This window comes from Bacteroidota bacterium, from assembly GCA_020161395.1.
GTDB lineage: Bacteria > Bacteroidota > Ignavibacteria > Ignavibacteriales > Ignavibacteriaceae > UTCHB3.
Genome location: JAIUOE010000005.1, coordinates 1 through 19,122 on the forward strand (window position 1 = coordinate 1; position 19,122 = coordinate 19,122).

Sequence of the window (19,122 nt, forward strand, 5' to 3'; positions counted from 1 at the left end):
TGAATTAAAGTTGATTGATTCAATATAAGTGAAAATGATTTACTTTTCACTATAAATAAACTATCTGATTTTCTATAAAATGAGAAATGATTTTGACCACATAAGCTGACTTCTTCACGAAGACAATTTATGTGGTCAAAACAATACCACTTCCAAAAGTCATAATTTGAATAATTTCATGAATTCGGATGACTTTAGCACTTATGTATGATTAAGATAATGAGGTGTTCAATATATCGTGAAAAAAATAGCATTGATATTATATAGAGTTATTAGTCTTACTTATGTAACTTCACCGAAATATTTTATATTAGTATTTATATTTTCAATGTTAAGAGGTATCTCGCCTGTTGCCAGCCTATGGGCCATGCGTGAACTTATTAATACAATAGCAGATTCAACTATATTGCAACAAGCGATGATAACAAAGACCCTTATAATTTTTTTTAGTATAAATTTCATAGTGAGAGTAAACAACTCTCTGGTGAATTATTTTACTCAAAAGCAGCGTTTATTAGTCGAATTTGATACAAGCATCAGTGTTTTAGAGAAATGTGAAAAATTAAATGTAAGCGACTTTGAAAATGGAGAGAAGTATAATGTTATTGCAAAGGGAGAGAACGAAGGCAGGGTTAGAATATATTCAACTTATCAAAATTTACTAGGTTTTGTGACACAAATAGTTTCTTTAACATCAGTAATTTTTGCAATATTAAGCTGGAAATCGTATGTATTCTTACTGGTTTTAATTGTTCCGTTTTTAACAACTGTTCTAAACACTTACATAAACTATAAATATTATGAAATCAGAATGAAAAGAATGCAATTAGCAAGAAAGACTTCTTACATCCGGTATTTATTGACCAATGACTTAGCATGTAAAGAAATTAAAGCATATCAAACGGGAGGATATCTAATTGGTTTATACCATTCTATTAATACAAGAATTTTAAAGCAAGATAACGGAATAAACAAACAAAAAAGCTATGTAGAAATGTTGACTAGTTTTATAGATGAGAGTATTAGCATCTTAGTGCTTTTACAAATTATTAAGATGTCTGTTTTAGGGGTGTTTAAAATTGGAGATACTGTTGCATATTTTGATAGTCTTGGCATTGTACAAGTGAGTGTTACCAATTTATTAAATCTGATTTCGAGTCTTTCAACCGATACATTATATGTCTCTCATTTCTTTGAACTAATTGATATGCAAGTTGAAAATGATACAATGGAAGGGATAAAGATAAACGAAATTGACTCAATTGAGTTTAAGAACGTATCATTCAGCTATCAAGCGAGAAACGAGTTTGTTATACGAAATGTGAGTTTTCAAATAAGACGAGGAGAGTCTATTGTAATAGTTGGAGATAACGGATCAGGTAAGAGCACCCTGGTTAAGTTGATTTGCGGGTTTTATTCAACCTATTATGGTGAGATCTTAATTAATGATATAGAGCTTTCCCTTATTGATAAAAAGTGTTTGAGAAGTCTAATGGGAATTGTGTTTCAAGACTTTAATAAATATGAGTTAACCTTGCGAGAAAATATTGGTTTTGGCTCAGTGGATCAAATTAATGAAGACGATTTAATCTGGGGTACTTTAAAAAAGGTTGAATTAGACCAAAAAGTATTAAAATTTGGTAGTGGACTAGATGCTCAAATGGGGCACTGGTTTAACGGAGAACAACTATCAAAAGGGCAGTGGCAAAGGATAGCATTAGCTCGAGCTTTTATCCAAAACCGTTCGGCTTATATTTTCGATGAACCAACATCATCGCTAGATCCAAATATTGAAAGAGAGATTTACAAGTTGATGAAAAGTCATGGTGAGGGAAAAATTTGTATTTTTGTAACTCATCGATTTGTTAACATTGATGAGTTTAATCCAAGAGTAATGTTGATTTCAAATGGTATTGTTGAAAACGACGCACGTCATAGCGATTTGATTAAAATATCAATTAAATATAATGATTTACTTGGTAATTACTATAATTAGATTGGTTTAAACATAAATACTTATAAGCGATAATTAACGGACAAGAGTTGATTGTTGTAGATTTCTACCCATATGCCGCCCAAAGGGCTCTTTCGAAGGTGGTCGCCCGATTGCTACCCATATGCCGCCCAAAGGGCTCAAAATCCCCATCCGCGGAACCATCTCTACCCAGACATGACCCCATCCGGGGCCAAATCCCCATCTGCGGAAATCTGTTTGATCTGCGTGATTCCGCGTATCCTACCCATCCGTGAAATCTGCGCTGAATCCGCGAAATCCGTGGAACTATTAAAACCCCCATCCGTGTAAATCTGTCAAATTCGTCTCATCCGTGTGCTATTTCATATCCATCGCTAAAAAGTCAGCTAATAGTTCATAGATCATAGCTAATAGTTTTCAAAGTTTCTTCCAGTTCAATCTGCAGCTCTTCCCATAAGGCGGTTTTCTTTTCGATATCTTCCTTGAGTTGCTGGTACTGACTGGTTTTCTGCATGGCTTCGCGGGCATTGTCGAAAAATCCGGGTTTTTCCATCTCGATCTCACACTCCTGTACCTTCTTCTCAAGTGAAGCAATCTCTGATTCAATTTTTTCTATTTTATCATTGATATGTTTCGTTGCTTTGTAACGCTTGTTTCGAAGTTCGGCTTCGAGTCGTTTCTGATCTTTACGGTTTACAGAGGCGGAATCTTCTGTTTTGATAGTTCCTGTTCGTCCTGAGATGTTATCCCTCTCCATCATCTCTTCACCTCTTTTACGGAGGTAATATTCGATCGTACCGGGGAAGATTTTGAAAGAGCCCCTTCTGATTTCAACAACCTTGTTCACAATTGGCTGAAGGAAATCCACATCGTGGGAAACAATTATCAGCGAGCCCGAAAATTTAACGAGTGCATTCTGCAAAACCTGCTTGCTGGTATAATCGAGATGGTTTGTGGGCTCATCCAAAATCAAAAGGTTGGCTTTCTTCAATAGGAGAAGTGCCAGAGCAACTCTGCTTTTTTCACCTCCAGAAAGAACCCCGACTTTCTTGAAAACATCATCACCTGTGAAGAGGAATGAACCTGCAAGAGCCCTGATTTGGGGAAGTGTCATGTCACCTGATTCAGATGCAATTGTTTCGAGTACATCGAGCTCGGGATCCAAAACCTCGCTCTGTTCCTGTGAAAACCATGCTATTGAAGTGTTGTAACCCAATATTTTTTCACCTGAAGTTGGTTTCAGAACAGACGCAATAATTTTTGAGAGAGTTGATTTTCCGGCACCGTTTGGACCAACAAAAGCGATTTTATCACCCTTTTCGACCCGTAAATCTATTTTATCAAGTACAAGATTATCTCCAAACCGCATAGTGATATTTTTTAATTCAAATACAATCTGGGCGGTTTTTGGAGGCTCGGGGAACCTGAATGCGATCCCTTTTTCAAAGTCGGGGAGGTCGATCTTATCAAATTTCTCCAGCATCTTCACCCGGCTTTGTACCTGCTTCGCTTTGGATGATTTGTACCTGAACCGGTCAACAAAACTTTGAATTTCCTTCATTCTTTTCTGTTGCTGCTCATACTCATGTTCAAGCCGTTCATCCCGTTCAGCTTTTGCCTTCAAATAGTGATCGAAATTGCCGTTGAAAACCGAGAAATCGTTCATGAAAATCTCAAGAGTTTTGGTAGTGACTGCATTCACAAAACGGCGGTCGTGAGAGACCAGCAAAAGTGCCCCTTTGAAAGTTTTAAGGAAACCTGTCAGCCATTCAAGAGAATCGATATCGAGGTGATTAGTCGGCTCATCCATCATCAACAGATCATTTTCAGCAATCAGCATCTTGGCAAGAGCAATTCTCATCTGCCAGCCTCCCGAGAAGTGGTCTGTCAGCTTTTCAAAATCACTCATCTGGAATCCAAGTCCGAGCAACACTTTCTCCACCCTTGCCTCTGCAGAGTATGAATCGATCTCCTCGAGCCTAAGATGAATCTCACCGAGCTGTTCCACGAGTCCGTCCCTTTCAGCAGGATCAGAATCGGGATCATTCAGCAGAGAGGTTATTTCAGCTTCTTTTTCCTGCAGTTCCTTCAGATTGGGGACACCGGCGAGGACTTCTTCGAGGAGGGTTCTCCCCTTGTGGGTTACATTTTCCTGAGGAAGATAGCCAATGGCAATATTCTTTCTTTTGAATATATCCCCCTTTTCCGGCTCGATGTATCCATTTAACATCTTGAGAAGAGAAGATTTTCCTGTGCCGTTTGAACCGACGAGAGATATCTTGTCACCGGCATTAATTTTAAAATTAACATCCTTGTAAAGGTATTTCCCACCGAACTGCAGTGAGAGATTTACTATATCTATCATATTTTTACTTAGTTACAGTTGCAAAAACTGTCACTGTTTAAGTCTTTCTTTTAATAAATGTATGTAATCAATTTCAACCGGGTCTTTTCCCCACACGATCGCCCGGTAGTAGGTTATCCAGTCACCGTAATAAATCATGTCGAACAGTCTCTCCTGATAAGTAGGAAGATTGCTCTGAATCATTACAACCGGTACCTTCAGTTTTCCGAGAATCTCATTGAATACATCAAATCGTTTTCTGATTTGAGGATGAATTGTATCATCGAGTACTTCAAAAACAAAATACGACTCATTTATTGCGCCGTAGGTTTCCCATCCAATAATCTCGTTATGGTTCATCTCAGGGAAAATATTGTGAAATGCATGCGACTTGCCGTTCTCGTTAAACTGACCTTTTAATCTTGTACCAACCGAATCAGTTACACCTGCAGCGGAATAGATCAAAGGAAGTTTTCCGTTAACCTCGGTAGCAATCGAGTAAGCGGAATTTCCGGGCTTCGAGAACTCTTCGCCTTTCATTTTCAATCTGTCCACGATTCTTGCAATGAGGTCATCATCCTTTTTAACAAGACCGAGTTTTGAAAAGAGATTCAGTATATTAAAAAATGAGGTATAGAGAGCGAACCTCGGTTGGAAGCCTGGCATGAGGGGAATGGCAGTCACTCCATCTCTGTCAGCCCATTCTCTGAGAGTCCCGCCTGTTGTCAGACATACTCTTTTTGCTCCCTTTTCACCCGCAGCCACATACGCCGAAAGGGTCTCTTCGGTTGAACCTGAGTAAGAGGAACAAATCACAAGTGTATCGGATGAAGTAAAGTTTGGCACCCCGTAATTTCTGTTGACAAACAGGGGCACTTTCAGCTCATCCTTTGCCCACAGAGAGAACACATCACCGGCAATGGCTGAACCACCAAGACCTGAGATAACAATATTTTTAATTCCTGTTACATCAAGATTTATATCAAACCTGTTTTCAATGGCGTTTTCAATTTGTTTATATGAGTTTAACAGGACTTCGAACTGGTTAGTCGGGTCTAATTTTTTAATTAATTCTAACATTTTGCTTCTTTCTACTTTAATTTTTCCATGAATTCGGGGGGAACCTGTGTCCCGGGGAAGTCTTTAATCACCTTGTCAATATAGACTTTTGCCCTCTCCTTTTTGTTGTAAGAGAGTTCATACTGCGCTCTTCTGAGCAGCATGGCACCCGTCAGTAAACGAATCTGTTCCACATATATGTTATCAACACCACCTGTCTGATATGTAAAATCTGGATCAGGAGCCGGGATGTATTCGTCTTCGTCCGTCAGACGGAAGAAGAAAAGGTCGGGCACCAGTTTAATATTTGGCGGCAATTCAAATTCCTTGTTGGCAAGCTCTTTATCAACAAGTTCCGGTGCGAGAAATACAGGCCTGTCTTTCATATTTTTCAGAAGTATCGCCAGAATTACATTTCGATAAGCTCTCTCGATAATCTGTGCTTCATAAGGCTTCTCTTTCTCAAACGGTACCACTTCCCTCAAGAAAACATCAGCTTCAGTTTTGTAAGAGGAAGTCAACCACGGGTAACACACATTCAACTGGTTATAGTACCACGAACGCCTCAGAAGTTCCTTGTCGATCACCGCCACATCCTTCCGAAGCCCTTCAACATGCTGAAAATAGTATGATGCAGAAAGGAAATAGTCCCACTGATAACTAAAAATAAGAGAATTCTTTGGCGATTTCTCAAGAATAGCCTTTGTGTACTGTTCGAAAATCAAATTATTACTTTGATTTACAGAACCATAAGTGAATCCAACCTGAACAAGAACGATAAAAATGCCGGTTGCTACGGTCTTTTTCATATCCCTGACTTTTTCGTGCAGCCAAATAATCCCGAATACAGCAAGAAGTGATATCCCGACATATGCGAGAAGAAAATATGATTCGAGATCGACGATATCGTAGTTTATTGCATATAATACCGTACCAAAAATCAGCAGAAGTGTTGTGATCAGGAGTTTGGTGGAGTTTTTTATCTGGTAAATTATTCCAATCAGCGAAGCGAGCAGTGACAGATAAAACTCTGCCGGGAGACCTGAAAAAAACTTTGCGAAATTTTTTGCCGCAGCAGCCGATGAGCTGAAAAGCCAAACCTGATACTGCTTACCGGAAACATGTCTAAGAATTCGTTCCAGATCGACAGGATTTCCCCAGTTTATTTCAGGATTTGCCGAGGCCCTTATCGGAAGCCAGGCATACAACAAAATTAACAGAGGGAAAAAGAGAGCAAGCATTTTCCCGAGTGTGAAGAACCCTTCTTTCCGTAACCTGAATCTTAAAAAGAAAAGATAAGCAGTCGCCGGAATTATCAAAAGAGTAGTCATATGGTTCGAGAATGACAGTGCCAATGCTCCCGCAAACACAAGCCAGGGTATCTCTTTTCGTAAAATGAACCCGGTATCCTCTCCGCCTGTCCGATCTTTTGAACTCAAAGCAAAAGCTCTTAAAAGTGTGTAAAAAGCTCCCGAGATTAGTGCCAGATGAAGCGAATACACTTCAACTGATGTGCTCTGAAACCAGACGGTTTTCCCAAAAGCAAGGATTAATCCACCAAGAACTGAGAAAAGAAGTACCTCATCTGATTTGAATCCTGATTTGGCCGGCTCATCACTCTGCAAGTCCACTTGTTTCGGTTTCTCATTCTTGCGGGAAGACTTGTTTTTACCTGATTTTCGAGCTTTTGCAAAATTTTCAAAAGCGGAGAAATTCACAAGGATGTATTCCACACTCTTTATAAAGAAATAAACACCGATGGAGGTGGTAATCGCTGCGAAAAGATTAAGTTGATAAATCACAGAAAAAGGCAAAGGTATTGATGCAAACAGCCACCCGAGCATGGTAAACAAAGGGTACCCCGTCGGGTGTGCAATCCCCGCCAATGCCTGTGCTGCGGCAAGTTCTCCCGTGTCTATCTGAAGAACGGATGGAGCCATTGTTGAATAATAGACAAGGAATACAACTACCGTTGTAATTGAGGCGTAGAATCTTTTAATTGTTTCCATTAACCTTTAAGCAATTTTTGAAAGATTTCATTGTTCTTTTTAAGTGTTGTTTGAACCGTATAATACAATTCTTCATATGATTCGAATCCCAGGAATCTAAACAGCTTATCCCCTTTCGCCTTTGCAGGAAGGAGATTGTTACTTGTCCGGTACATTACTTCGACAGCAAGTCTTGTCTTTCTGAGAAATTCGAATCCTTCCAAAAGATTTTTCATCATCTCGATATCCAAAGTTACAGATGATTGTGGTGCTGCGAGTACCTTCCTGTTTCCGTTTCCCATGAATAATTTCAAAAAAATCGAATCCAAAAGTAAGAGGTATTGAGAAATAAATTCAATGTCAGTAACACCACCTCTCCCTTTTATGAGATCGGGGAGATTGTTTAGTCCGCTAAACGAGGCGGGATACAGTTTTCTTCTCATCTCGTAAACTTCTTGTCGAAGTGTCTCTTTATCGAGGGAAGCAACCTTTTCAAGTATCAGATTAATAAACTGAGAATAAACTTCATTATCCCCGTAAAGAAAGGAAACCTTGGTTAGCGACTGTAACTCCCATATCTGAACCCTCTTTCTGAAATAGTGCTCGTACGCTTTAATATCCCATATGAGCTGTCCAGATTTCCCCTCGGGTCTCAACCTGCAATCTGCAGTCAGTGGAGACAGCTCTTCCCTGATATCTGCGAGCACCTTAATGAACCATTCCTCCATTTCGGGATGCGAGGTCATGTCATCACAAACCACTATTAAATCGACATCGGAAAAAAGGTGCATCTCACCCAGGGAAAAACTGCCCGCAATGGAAACAAAAAATCCGCTTTTTCCCCGTGAAGATTCTTTTATAAGCTTTTCAACCTTAAACCGAATTGTATCGGAAATGTGTTGCGATGCTTCCGCCTCATCTATGAACCCGAGAAAAAACTGGGATGCAGCGAGGAAAAGTATCGCTTTGGTATCTAAGCCATAGTCTGATTCAGGATCAATCTTTTCAAAAATCTTTCCGGAGAAGATCAGTTCCTTCAGCGAATGATCCTCTGTCAATAAATTTATGGCATAATCCGAATATTCACACAGGTTGAGGACACAATCCATCAGGAATTCGTCCTTCATTGCCTCATACCAGTACGAAGGAAGGGCACTTCGCTGAATAACCTTGGCAAGATTTGAAAGAGCAATGTCGGGAAATTTTCGACCTGAGAGAAGGAAGAGGAGTTTTTGTTCAATCTCGAGATAGAGAGCCGTCGTTCGGGAGTCAAATTCCTTTATTTCGATCAAACCCTTGCCTTCCTTCAGAAAGAGAAGATTTTTTTTTGCTTTTGCTTCATCCTTGAAAAAAGAAAGATCGATAGCCGGTTTGGAGTCTGATTCGTCAAGCCCGATAATCGATTCATAGATGCTCCTGACCTCCTTGCGGTATGTTGTGAGCTTCGCATTGAAGGCATCGACATGATAGAATCCGAGATATCGCGTGAGACTTTGCAGCAAATCACCTTCGTCGGGAATAATATGTGTCTGCCTGTCATTCATCAATTGCAGGTAGTGTTCGATCTTCCTGTAAAATATGTATGCATCCGTCAGAAGCTTTGCCTCCTTTTCAGTCAGGATTTTGGACAACTGCAATTCGGAGATCGCTTTTAGACTGTTTCCGGTCCGCAACTGTTTGTTTTTACCTCCGTTCAGGAGTTGGAGAGCCTGAACTCCAAATTCTATGTCCCTGATTCCTCCTTTGAACAACTTAATATTTTTATCGTCACCAATCGTTCTTAGCATCGTGTTTCTTAGCCGTGCTACCTGCTCCTTTGGCGAAGAATAGAATGATGCCGGATAGATAAAAGGTGTCACGGAATCAATAAAACGCTTATAAAGCTCCTGACTTCCACAAAAATATCCCGCCTTAATCAGCATCTGTCTTTCCCAGTTCTCACCCCGGGTCTCGTAGTAAAGGATAGTATCCCGCAATGTCCTAGCAAGAGGAGCAGCATGCCCGTCGGGTCGCAATCTGAAATCCACCCTGAAAAGATAACCTGAATCTGTAACTGTGACTGCCGATTCAGTAAACAGAATTATTGTCTCATTCAGCAGTTCGAAATATTCCCTTCCGTTCGGCAGACGAAAATTATCGTTGAAGATTACAATCAAATCGATATCTGAACTGTAGTTAAGCTCACCCCCGCCAAGTTTTCCCAGACTGACAACCGCATAGCCGGTCAACCCGGAAAACAACTCTTCATCTTTTTTATCAACTTCCCTGATCCCTGCCAGTTCCGGAAAACCGATGTTATCAATTTCATACTTCTTTAATACCTTTTCAAAGCAACAAAGAAACAGTGCCTCACCCAATACGGCAGACATGTTTGAAAGTTCCTCCGTAGCCCGCTTTAGATCGATATACCCGATCAGATCTTTTACACCTGTAGAAAGGATTTCCTGTCGTTTGAGTGATTTTATTCTGCGTACTTTGTGGTCAAATGATTTTTGCATCAGAACTGAAGCAAAAACCGTTTCCCTGAAAAAGTTTCTTTCAAGGCGGGATTCCAGATGTGTAGGATCAAATATCCGGTACAGAAATTCAGGATTTCTGACAAGCACATCAGAGAGATAGTTACTATTGGCTGCCACTGAAACAAGGACCTCAAGTTGCTGTGGGAATTTTATCAAATCCCTGACAAGCGCTGCCTTGTTAAAACTGCTCTCTAAAATTTTTAAGAAATTATTCTCACACCCCCTGTGGAAGTGGTGTTTTACAACCTCTGTTTGTATCAGCTCAGACAACTTCCCGATTTCCACGGAAGGGAGATATCCTGAGACAAGTTCGAACAATCGTAAATTAAACTCTTCCGAGAGTGCCAAATCAAAACTTTAAAAGTTGAAAAAAATTAAAACTAAATGTACGGTTTATTTAAATTATTGTTATATTTGAAACAGTTACTTTTTTAATATTACAGAAACAGCACCCTTTCCCCAAAGTTTTTAAATAGTTCAATAATACCCTTGCGGAATTATTCGTAGCCACTTTTAATCAATCATGGAGTCTCAAGTGAAAAAAAATGTTTTTTCATTCATTTCTGTCTTTATAATCCTGGTCTTTACCATATTAGCCTTTAAATCTGCGGATCAGGCAAATGGGTATTACACCAAAGAAGCCTTTCTTCAATTTAAAATTGAGAAGAAAAAGAAACCATCCAAAATGAGTTACGACAAGCCGGATGAGGCAATTAAATGGCTGGTCGAGCAAAGAATGTCTGCCACCGGTTCAATTCCGGCTGACTGGCGACAGAATGCCCTGAAGCATATCGCAAAATACAATCTAAACCCTCTTGCAACCGAAGCATTCAGTTGGACAGCCCACGGTCCCGGTAACATTGGTGGAAGAATCAGGGCAATGGTGATCCATCCAACAGATACGAATACCATCTACATTGGCGCCGCCAGTGGCGGTGTTTGGAAAACCACAGATGGTGCCGAAAGCTGGACACCTTTGAAAGACCTGATGGAGAATCTAGCCGTAAATGCTCTCTGTATGGACCCCGCAAACCCCGACATTTTGTATGCGGGTACAGGTGAAGGATTTTTCAATGTAGACGCTCTTCAAGGTGAAGGAATTTTCAAGACCACAGATGGCGGCGCATCGTGGACACAACTGAATTCCACCATGAACGACAACTTCTATTTTGTAAACAAAGTGGCAATCGACCCTTCAAACGGGAAACTTTGGGCAGCTACAAGAGCGGGTCTATTCTACTCGACCGATGGTGGAGGCAGTTTTCAGCAAAGGTCACTTGGCGACAATTCGAATGTAACCGATCTCGCCATCAAAGGATCAAACATCTTTGTAGCTCAAGGATTAAGCCAGCAAGGCAGAGTTTTGGTTTCGACCAATAATGGAGAATCATTCTCTCCTTCATTTACACGCTCGGGCATTGGAAGACTCGTAGTTGCAATAGCTCCCTCAAATCCAATGATTGCCTACGCCTCGGGTCAGAACATGACCAGCAATCAGTGCGGTGCACTCGTGAAAACAACCGATGCAGGGGCTTCCTGGAATGATATCACAATTCCCGGTCCGACTGCTTCAGGTGATCCGACCTACACGGGTCAACAAGCCTGGTACAACAACATTCTTGCAGTCCACCCGACCAATCCGGATATTATTTATGCTGCAGGGCTCGACATGTTCGGTACCACGAATGGTGGAACAAGCTGGGAGCAGATTACTCAATGGGATGCTGAAAGAACCAACCCGATTTTCGCACATGCCGACCACCATATCATTGCGTTTAACCCTCTGAATCCAAATACCGTTTATGTAGGAAATGATGGTGGTGTCTACAGAAGTATTAATGGCGGTTCCGGTTGGGAAATGAAAAACAATAATCTTGCAATTACACAGTTTTATTACGGTGCTGTTCATCCTACACAGGAGAAGTACTATGGGGGTGCTCAGGATAATGGTACTCTTGTTTCTGAAACAGGTACAAACTGGAAAGAAATTATCGGCGGCGATGGCGGTGCTACAGAAGTTGACTATAACAATCCCGAATTTGTTTATGGTGAGTACACCAACTTCTGTTTCTACAAATCAACTGACGGCGGTACCAATTTTGTTAAATCGATGAGTGGTATTCCTGTTGGACCCGGAACTTTTGACGGTACAACCGACAGAACGCTCTTTATTACACCCTTCATTATGGACCCGAACAACCCGCACATTTTGCTGGGTGGTACCTACAGAGTCTGGAGAACTACAAATCAGGCAACCAGTTGGACAGCTATATCAGGTGATCTCACGGGTGACGGCACAGGTACAGAGGGAGGATCCATCTCCACACTCGCAGTTGCAAAAGGAAATTCGAATGTCATCTATATCGGTTGTACCAACGGCAGAGTTCAGGTGACGACCGATGGAGGCGGCTCCTGGAATATACGAGACAACGGTCTCCCAACTGCCTACGCAACGAGAATAGTTGTTGATCCTGCAAATGAAGCAACAGCATACATCTCATACTCTGGTTTTGCTGCCGGAAACAAGGTTTACAAGACCACCGATTATGGTTCAACATGGACAAACATTTCAGGAAATCTGCCCAATATCCCCGTGAATTCACTTTTGGTTGTTCCAACCCGCACCGAGGCAGTTTTTGCAGGTACTGACCTTGGAGTTTTCACAACCACAGATGGTGGAAACACCTGGTACAGAGACGGTTTAAGTCTCCCCAATGTCGCGATCTTCGATATGGACTACAGAGCGTCAGACGATAAGATATTTGTTCACACCCACGGAAGAGGAACCTGGTCTACCCCAGCTGCAGCCACTTCCATAAAGGAACTGGCAAACAATCCGGCTGATTTCAATCTGTTACAGAATTATCCGAATCCTTTTAACCCGTCCACAAAAATCAGATTCTCGGTACCTGTTTCCGGAATGGTGACTGTAAAAGTTTATGATCTGCAAGGGAAGGAAATCGCTACACTCCACAACTCCTCGATGAATGCAGGTTCATATGAAGTTGACTGGAAAGGATCGGATTCATTTGGGAAACCTGTAAGTTCAGGAATTTATTTCTGCAGGCTTGTATCAGGAAACAACCAGAAAACAATTAAAATGATATTAAGCAAATAAACAGAATTTGCTTTAATTACGATTATGAAGAGGCTGTCTCAAAAGGGCAGCCTTTTTCATGATTTGCTAATCCGGAGGGAAGATAAGATAATCAGTCACAATGATTATTTATCTGTAAATGTCTTTTCTGTGTGCTGCAGTAAAAATAACGACAAGTTTTGAATCATCAACTATTTGATAAACCACCCTGTAATCTCCAATACGGATACGATAATCCGATTCCGTACCGGCTAATTTTCGGGAGTTTTTTGGTCTTGGATCATCTTTCAGTTTTTGGATCTCTTTCCAAATTTTCACCTGTTGTGTTTTTGGAATTTTTCTAAAATCCTTTTCAACTGAGCTTTTGAATTCCAGTGTATACATTAATCCAATCCAAATTTGCCGGAAAAATCTTTCTCGTCAATATTTGGTTCTTTATCTCTTTCTTGAATGATTTTGACACACTTTGAATCTTCAATTAATTCAAGCATCTCAGTATATACCTTGTAATCAAGCAAGACCGTTTCGGGTTTGCCATTTTTACCGTAAAAAATTTTCTCGTTTGTTCTGAGCGTTGACAATTTTGTACCTATATTCATTATTGTTTGTGACGAACTTAAACTCGACATTTGACTAATCTGTTAGATTAAACAGTATGACTTTTATCAAAATGTATTTGAAATATATAACTTGAATCTATTAAATACAAGTTAATTTTTATTTCTTTCATCGACTTGCCTGTTCGCAACATGTCAGAGGTTAATTAATCAGGTCTATAATATTTGTATTACCTGCTTATAAGTATGATTTAAATCATCTGCCATAATTTTCATGCACAAATTGACGAAAAATAATCTTATATTTCCAAAATTAATCGAGGAATATCTTATGAAAATAATCAAATCACTTCCAATCCTTTTTATCATATTCTTTTTCTATGGATGTTGCAATTGTTCGAACAAGGACGCCGTTGACACATCCAACAAAAACAATCCACCTTCCCAGCCGGCAAGCATTCAGACAAACAAAACTATCGCTGAAGTGCAGGTTTTGAGTATGGATGTCAAAAGTGAAACTGACTATACAGCGAAAATTGCTGTCACAAAAATATTTGAAGATGATGCCTATCCAAGCATCGCAGTAATTAATGGACAATATGAAATTTTACCCAACTTCAGACTTGGTGAAAACAAGGAACTCTTAAATAATGACGAAAATCAGGCTTTAAAGGAATTCTCAAAGAAGAAAGCCGGGGATAAGGTCAAAATTGAGTTCTTCCTCAGCGATACAAAGTGGATACTCCACAAAGTTTTAAAATAAAAACCGGACAAAAAAAATGAAAAATCAATTCAAATTTGTAATCCCGTCTATCACCATCACCATCCTTCTCGTCTTTGCATTTTCATTTGCGTACGAGCATACCGGTGTAATGACGATGGAGGACTATTTACAGTATAAAATTGAGAAAAAGAAGCATGCCAAATTGAACTACGGTTCACCCGACGAGGCGATGAAATGGTTCATAGATCAAAGAAAATCGGCTACAGGTTCAATCCCCAATAACTGGCGTGAAGAAGCTCTTCAACACATTGACAGATACAACACAAGACCTGATAATTTGGATAATTCCACCGCTCTTTCCTGGTCTGAAGTCGGACCGGGCAATATAGGCGGCAGAGTAAGAGCTGTCGTAATAAATCCTAATAATGCATCAATTATTTATATCGGTGCAGTGGGTGGTGGTGTCTGGAAAACCACAAATGGAGGTACTTCATGGACCCCTCTAAAGGACCAGATGGAGAATATTGCTGTTTGTGCACTGGTTATGGACCCTTCGAATTCCAATATTCTTTACGCAGGAACCGGTGAAGGTTTCTTTAACGCAGATGCGATAAGAGGCGAAGGAATTTTCAAAACAACAGATGCCGGTGCCTCCTGGACCAGACTGAGTGCTACCACGGGATCGGATTTCTACTTTGTTAATAAACTGGAATTCGACGGAACCACCAACACGCTTTGGGCAGCCACACGAGGCGGACTGCTGAAATCCACAAACGGCGGTACATCGTTTACAAAAATAGTTAATGCCTCCAATTGTATGGATCTTGAAATTGCGGGAACATCTCCCACAACTCTATACGCCTCCTTTGGACATTTTTCTCAGGCAACTGTGCGAAGATCGACTGATGCAGGAGCAACATGGTCACAGATATTTACACAGTCGGGCATCGGCAGATATGAAATAGCTGTTTCGAAATCCTCACCCTCCACTGTTTATATATCCGGACACGATTTGAGCACGAATCAGTGCGGTGTTTTGTCCAAGTCCACAAACAGCGGTTCGAACTGGTCAAGCGTAACCATTCCTGGACCTGCCTTCTCTGGTGCAACCACCTACACATCAGGACAGGCATGGTACAATAACATAATTGCTGTTGATCCAGCAAATGCAAATATCGTATATGTAGCCGGCCTCGATGCCTGGAAAACGACAAATGGCGGTACTTCATGGACACAAATTTCCAACTGGTACACACAGGCGGGCGCACCACCTTTCATGCATGCTGACATACATGCAATCGCATTCAGCCCTTCTTCATCCTCAACCCTTATTGTGGGGAATGATGGTGGTGTCTACAAAACCACAAACAGCGGCAGTACATGGACATCCCTTAACAATGGACTGAACATCACACAATTCTACTACGGTACTATCCATCCAACTCTTGCCAAATATTATGGCGGCACACAGGATAACGGTACCCTGGGTCTCTCATCGGGAACTTCCTGGAGCGAACTTATCGGTGGAGACGGTGGAGCAACGGAAATCGACTATAACAACCCGAGTCTGATGTATGGAGAGTATGTTAATTTCTGCTTCCTTAAGTCGACAAACGGTGGAGCATCATTCAACAAATCAATGAGCGGTATTCCCGTTGGTTCAGGATTCTGGGATGGGACAACTGACAGAACTCTCTTTATCTCACCTTTCACCATGGACCCGAACAACCCGCAGATATTGGCAGGTGGAACATATCGAGTCTGGAGAACAACCAATTCTGCATCTTCATGGACAGCAATTTCAGGTGATCTGACAGGTGACGGAACCGGTGGAAATGGTGCTACAATCTCCGCACTTGCCATCGCAAAAGGAAATTCGAGCGTGATTTATGCAGGTACTTCTAACGGGCGTGTTCAGGTAACCACTAATGCCGGATCGAGCTGGAACCTGAGAAATTCAGGACTTCCTGCCTCCTACATTACAAAAGTAGTGATCGATCCCGCAAACAGTAATGTTGCCTATGCAACTTTCTCTGGATTCAGTTCGGGACAGAAAATCTACAAAACCACAAACGCGGGTGTATCCTGGACAAACATCTCATCAAACCTGCCAAACATTCCTGTTAATTCATTTGCAATTAATCCGGCTTCCACTTCGAATCTGTTTGCAGGCACAGACCTTGGTGTTTTTTCAACCACTGATGGTGGTACCTCATGGGTAAGAGATGGAAGTTCACTTCCAAATGTGGTCGTTTCCGATCTGAGAATCAGAGCTTCTGACAACAAAATTGTTGCCTTCACTCACGGAAGAAGTGTATGGACTTCTACCATTGGCGGAGGTTCGGGAGGTCAGATTACCGAGCTTGTCTATGACAATGGCTCAGTCCTGAGTGGATATAACTGGCCCAACAATGGTCAGGGATCTGCCAACAGAATGACCTCACCGGTTGCCAATGCGAAACTGACAGCAATCAGTTTCTATATCACCGGAACCACTGCCGGCACAGCCACATTTAAACCAATTGTCAGAACAAAAGCCGGAAACGGAGCACCGGGTGCAGACCTCGTGAATTACAACCCTGTTACGGCATCGACCGTACCGGGATGGAACACATGGAATACATCTGCCCAAAACATTACCGTAACGAATGATTTCTTTATCGGAATGATATATGACGGTGTAAACAGACCCAATTTTGGCTACAACCAGACCAATAACAGCAGAGCCTGGGATTTTGACGGAACAACCTGGTCCGCATGGAACGAGACATATTTCATGAGAGCAACTGTTCAGTCACCAACAGCAATCATCGACTTTGACAATTCTGTTCCGACAGCTTTCGAACTCTCACAGAACTACCCGAATCCGTTTAATCCAACAACGAAGATAAGGTTTGCTCTGCCTGAATCAGGAAATGTTACGATGATAATCTACGATATAAACGGCAAGAAAATCGCCGAAATCGCAAATGGTTATCACCAGTCAGGAAGATACACTTACGAATGGAACGGCAAAAACGATTTTGGCAGTGCAGTTGCATCCGGTGTTTACCTCTGCACAATCAAAGCGGGTGGTAAAATTCAGACCGTAAAGATGATACTGCAGAAGTAGAGTTGTTAGTTATGACTTATGATTTATGAGTTATGAATTTGACCGGTCAATGTGTGGTGGTTGAAACATAACGAGTAATGAATCAAAAATTGAAAGAGGCTGCTTGATTGTGATATCAGGCAGCCTCTTTTTTTGAAAGGTCATAATTAACTATTTGAAAAAGATCGGAATCAATGTGATGTAGAGACCTGCAATAATTGCTGAGGTTATCACTCCGCTGATGTTTGTACCAATGGCTTCGGGTAAAATTATCGATTGCGGATTTGCCTCATGGACAGATTTTTGCGCAACTTTTGCTGTCGTTGGTACACAACTCACACCTGCAATTCCAATCACAGGATTGAATTTTCCTCCCGTGATAAAATACATTATGTACCCGCCCATCAGTCCACCAACTGCTGAAAGAATCAGTGCAACTATGCCCAAAACCAGAAGGGTCAGAATCTGGGGGTCAAGAATCAATGATGCATCACAAAGAACTCCAAGCAAAAGTCCCAGAAGAAAGGTTGATCCGTAAAGCAGGGGTCCGGCAATGAAATCAACAATATGCTTCAGCCCTGCTTCCCTGACAGCGACACCCACGAACAACGAAAGGAACAATGGAGCTGCGACAGGGAAAAGGAGACACAAAATTGTACAGGCAATTACAGCAAAGTAAAGTTTTTCCGAAGCTGAAATCTGCCTGATCTTTTTCTTGGGCGGCATCTTTATCGCCCTGAGCTTTTTCGGTACCAGTAACTTGATCAGGTAGGGATAACCTCCATAAGTCAAACCCAGGTAGAGATATGCCACAACTGTGATTGCGACAAAAAGTTTTGGTGATAATTTGAGCGCCGTAAAGAGCACCATGGGACCATCCGCACCACCAATCATTGCAACAGAGGCAGCATCCTTCACATCAAGTCCCATCGCCATAGCAACAGGTACTGTGAGGAATGTGCCCAGTTCCGCACAAACTGCGAGAAACATACTCAGGAAAGGTCTTGCGAGAAGAAATCCAACATCGAGCAGAACACCTATTCCCATAAAAACAAAACAGGCGATAAGACCGTTGCTAAAAGTCAAAGTATAAATCGGCTGCAAAAAGTCAATCTGAAGGATATCAATCAACTGTTTCGGGTCTGAGACCATCGGATCAAGGAAAAGATTGCCTGTTTTTCCGGGTCCCATTATCAGCACACCTGCGTTTACCGCTGCCATGCCTATGCCCATTGGTATCATAAGAAGTGGTTCAAGTACCCCCTTTTTACCGAGATAGACAAGCAACAAACCGAGTAACATTAAGCAAATTCTTCCGATCGAAATTGTCAGGTCGGAAGTAAACAATGTAGATATTCCGGGGAATATCTCCTGTAAGATTTGAAAGTCCACTTTTTACCTCCCTTTCGGATTTTGTCTTAAGCCATAAATTTTCGAACTCCAGGGAGAGTACGGTTTCACTACTTTTTGAATGGTCATGACCGTTCTTTCGTAATCATGCATTTCTTCAAGATACTGATGTATCGCCAACCCGATAGCTGCAACTATTTCGAGATCACTCTCCTGACCTGAGGCTTCAGACTGGACCACAGCAAGATCCTCATGGACATCCTGTGATTTTTCTTTTTGAATTCGTGTGAAGTTTATTGCCAGGGAAATGAGCCTTATTAGACCTGCTACAAGGAAGGATATAACGAAGGTGGAAAGGAATATTATTCCAATCGCTGTAAATATATTCATATGTCATCTATTTTTCTTTAAACTCAAC

The 19,122-nt window shown here is 41.3% G+C and carries 12 protein-coding genes; 4 read left to right on the forward strand and 8 right to left on the reverse strand.

What is annotated here, in order from left to right; genetic code table 11:
- Positions 1–238 precede the first annotated feature (238 nt).
- Positions 239–1,996, forward strand: coding sequence for an ABC transporter ATP-binding protein/permease (locus LCH52_09265; protein MCA0388670.1), 1,758 nt, complete (start codon positions 239–241; stop codon positions 1,994–1,996).
- A 373-nt stretch (positions 1,997–2,369) separates the two neighbouring features.
- Here LCH52_09265 and LCH52_09270 read toward each other — a convergent pair whose 3' ends face one another.
- The 4 genes from LCH52_09270 to LCH52_09285 are packed head-to-tail and all read right to left on the reverse strand — an operon-like array spanning position 2,370 to position 10,233.
- Positions 2,370–4,340 (reverse strand): ABC-F family ATP-binding cassette domain-containing protein, encoded by a 1,971-nt coding sequence (locus LCH52_09270; protein MCA0388671.1) that lies wholly within the window; start codon positions 4,338–4,340, stop codon positions 2,370–2,372.
- A 30-nt stretch (positions 4,341–4,370) separates the two neighbouring features.
- The gene (locus LCH52_09275) at positions 4,371–5,399 is read right to left on the reverse strand and encodes a bifunctional phosphoglucose/phosphomannose isomerase (GenBank protein ID MCA0388672.1); all 1,029 of its coding nucleotides are present in this window, start codon (positions 5,397–5,399) and stop codon (positions 4,371–4,373) included.
- Between the two features lie 11 nt (positions 5,400–5,410).
- The gene (locus LCH52_09280) at positions 5,411–7,387 is read right to left on the reverse strand and encodes a DUF2723 domain-containing protein (GenBank protein MCA0388673.1); all 1,977 of its coding nucleotides are present in this window, start codon (positions 7,385–7,387) and stop codon (positions 5,411–5,413) included.
- A complete protein-coding gene (locus LCH52_09285) occupies positions 7,387–10,233 on the reverse strand; it encodes a hypothetical protein (GenBank protein ID MCA0388674.1) in 2,847 nt (948 codons plus the stop codon). The genes LCH52_09280 and LCH52_09285 overlap by 1 nt, the downstream gene beginning before the upstream one ends.
- 187 nt (positions 10,234–10,420) lie before the next feature.
- Here LCH52_09285 and LCH52_09290 point away from each other — a divergent pair, with 187 nt between their 5' ends.
- Entirely contained in the window at positions 10,421–13,003 is a 2,583-nt protein-coding gene (locus LCH52_09290; GenBank protein ID MCA0388675.1) for a T9SS type A sorting domain-containing protein, read from the forward strand.
- A 108-nt stretch (positions 13,004–13,111) separates the two neighbouring features.
- Here LCH52_09290 and LCH52_09295 read toward each other — a convergent pair whose 3' ends face one another.
- Together LCH52_09295 and LCH52_09300 are read right to left on the reverse strand one after the other, a co-directional pair.
- Positions 13,112–13,366, reverse strand: a complete 255-nt coding sequence (locus tag LCH52_09295) for a type II toxin-antitoxin system RelE/ParE family toxin (GenBank protein MCA0388676.1) — start codon at positions 13,364–13,366, stop codon at positions 13,112–13,114.
- Positions 13,366–13,563, reverse strand: coding sequence for a hypothetical protein (locus LCH52_09300; protein MCA0388677.1), 198 nt, complete (start codon positions 13,561–13,563; stop codon positions 13,366–13,368). The genes LCH52_09295 and LCH52_09300 overlap by 1 nt, the downstream gene beginning before the upstream one ends.
- A gap of 307 nt (positions 13,564–13,870) precedes the next feature.
- Between LCH52_09300 and LCH52_09305 the strand changes: the two genes are divergently transcribed.
- Positions 13,871–14,302 (forward strand): hypothetical protein, encoded by a 432-nt coding sequence (locus LCH52_09305; GenBank protein ID MCA0388678.1) that lies wholly within the window; start codon positions 13,871–13,873, stop codon positions 14,300–14,302.
- Positions 14,303–14,318: 16 nt separating this feature from the next.
- On the forward strand, positions 14,319–17,375 hold the full coding sequence (locus LCH52_09310; GenBank protein MCA0388679.1) for a T9SS type A sorting domain-containing protein: 3,057 nt from the start codon (positions 14,319–14,321) through the stop codon (positions 17,373–17,375).
- Positions 17,376–17,525: 150 nt separating this feature from the next.
- Here LCH52_09310 and LCH52_09315 read toward each other — a convergent pair whose 3' ends face one another.
- Both LCH52_09315 and LCH52_09320 read right to left on the reverse strand, forming a co-directional pair.
- On the reverse strand, positions 17,526–18,734 hold the full coding sequence (locus LCH52_09315) for a sodium ion-translocating decarboxylase subunit beta (GenBank protein ID MCA0388680.1): 1,209 nt from the start codon (positions 18,732–18,734) through the stop codon (positions 17,526–17,528).
- 15 nt (positions 18,735–18,749) lie between these two features.
- Positions 18,750–19,094 (reverse strand): OadG family protein, encoded by a 345-nt coding sequence (locus tag LCH52_09320; protein ID MCA0388681.1) that lies wholly within the window; start codon positions 19,092–19,094, stop codon positions 18,750–18,752.
- Between the last annotated feature and the right edge of the window lie 28 nt (positions 19,095–19,122).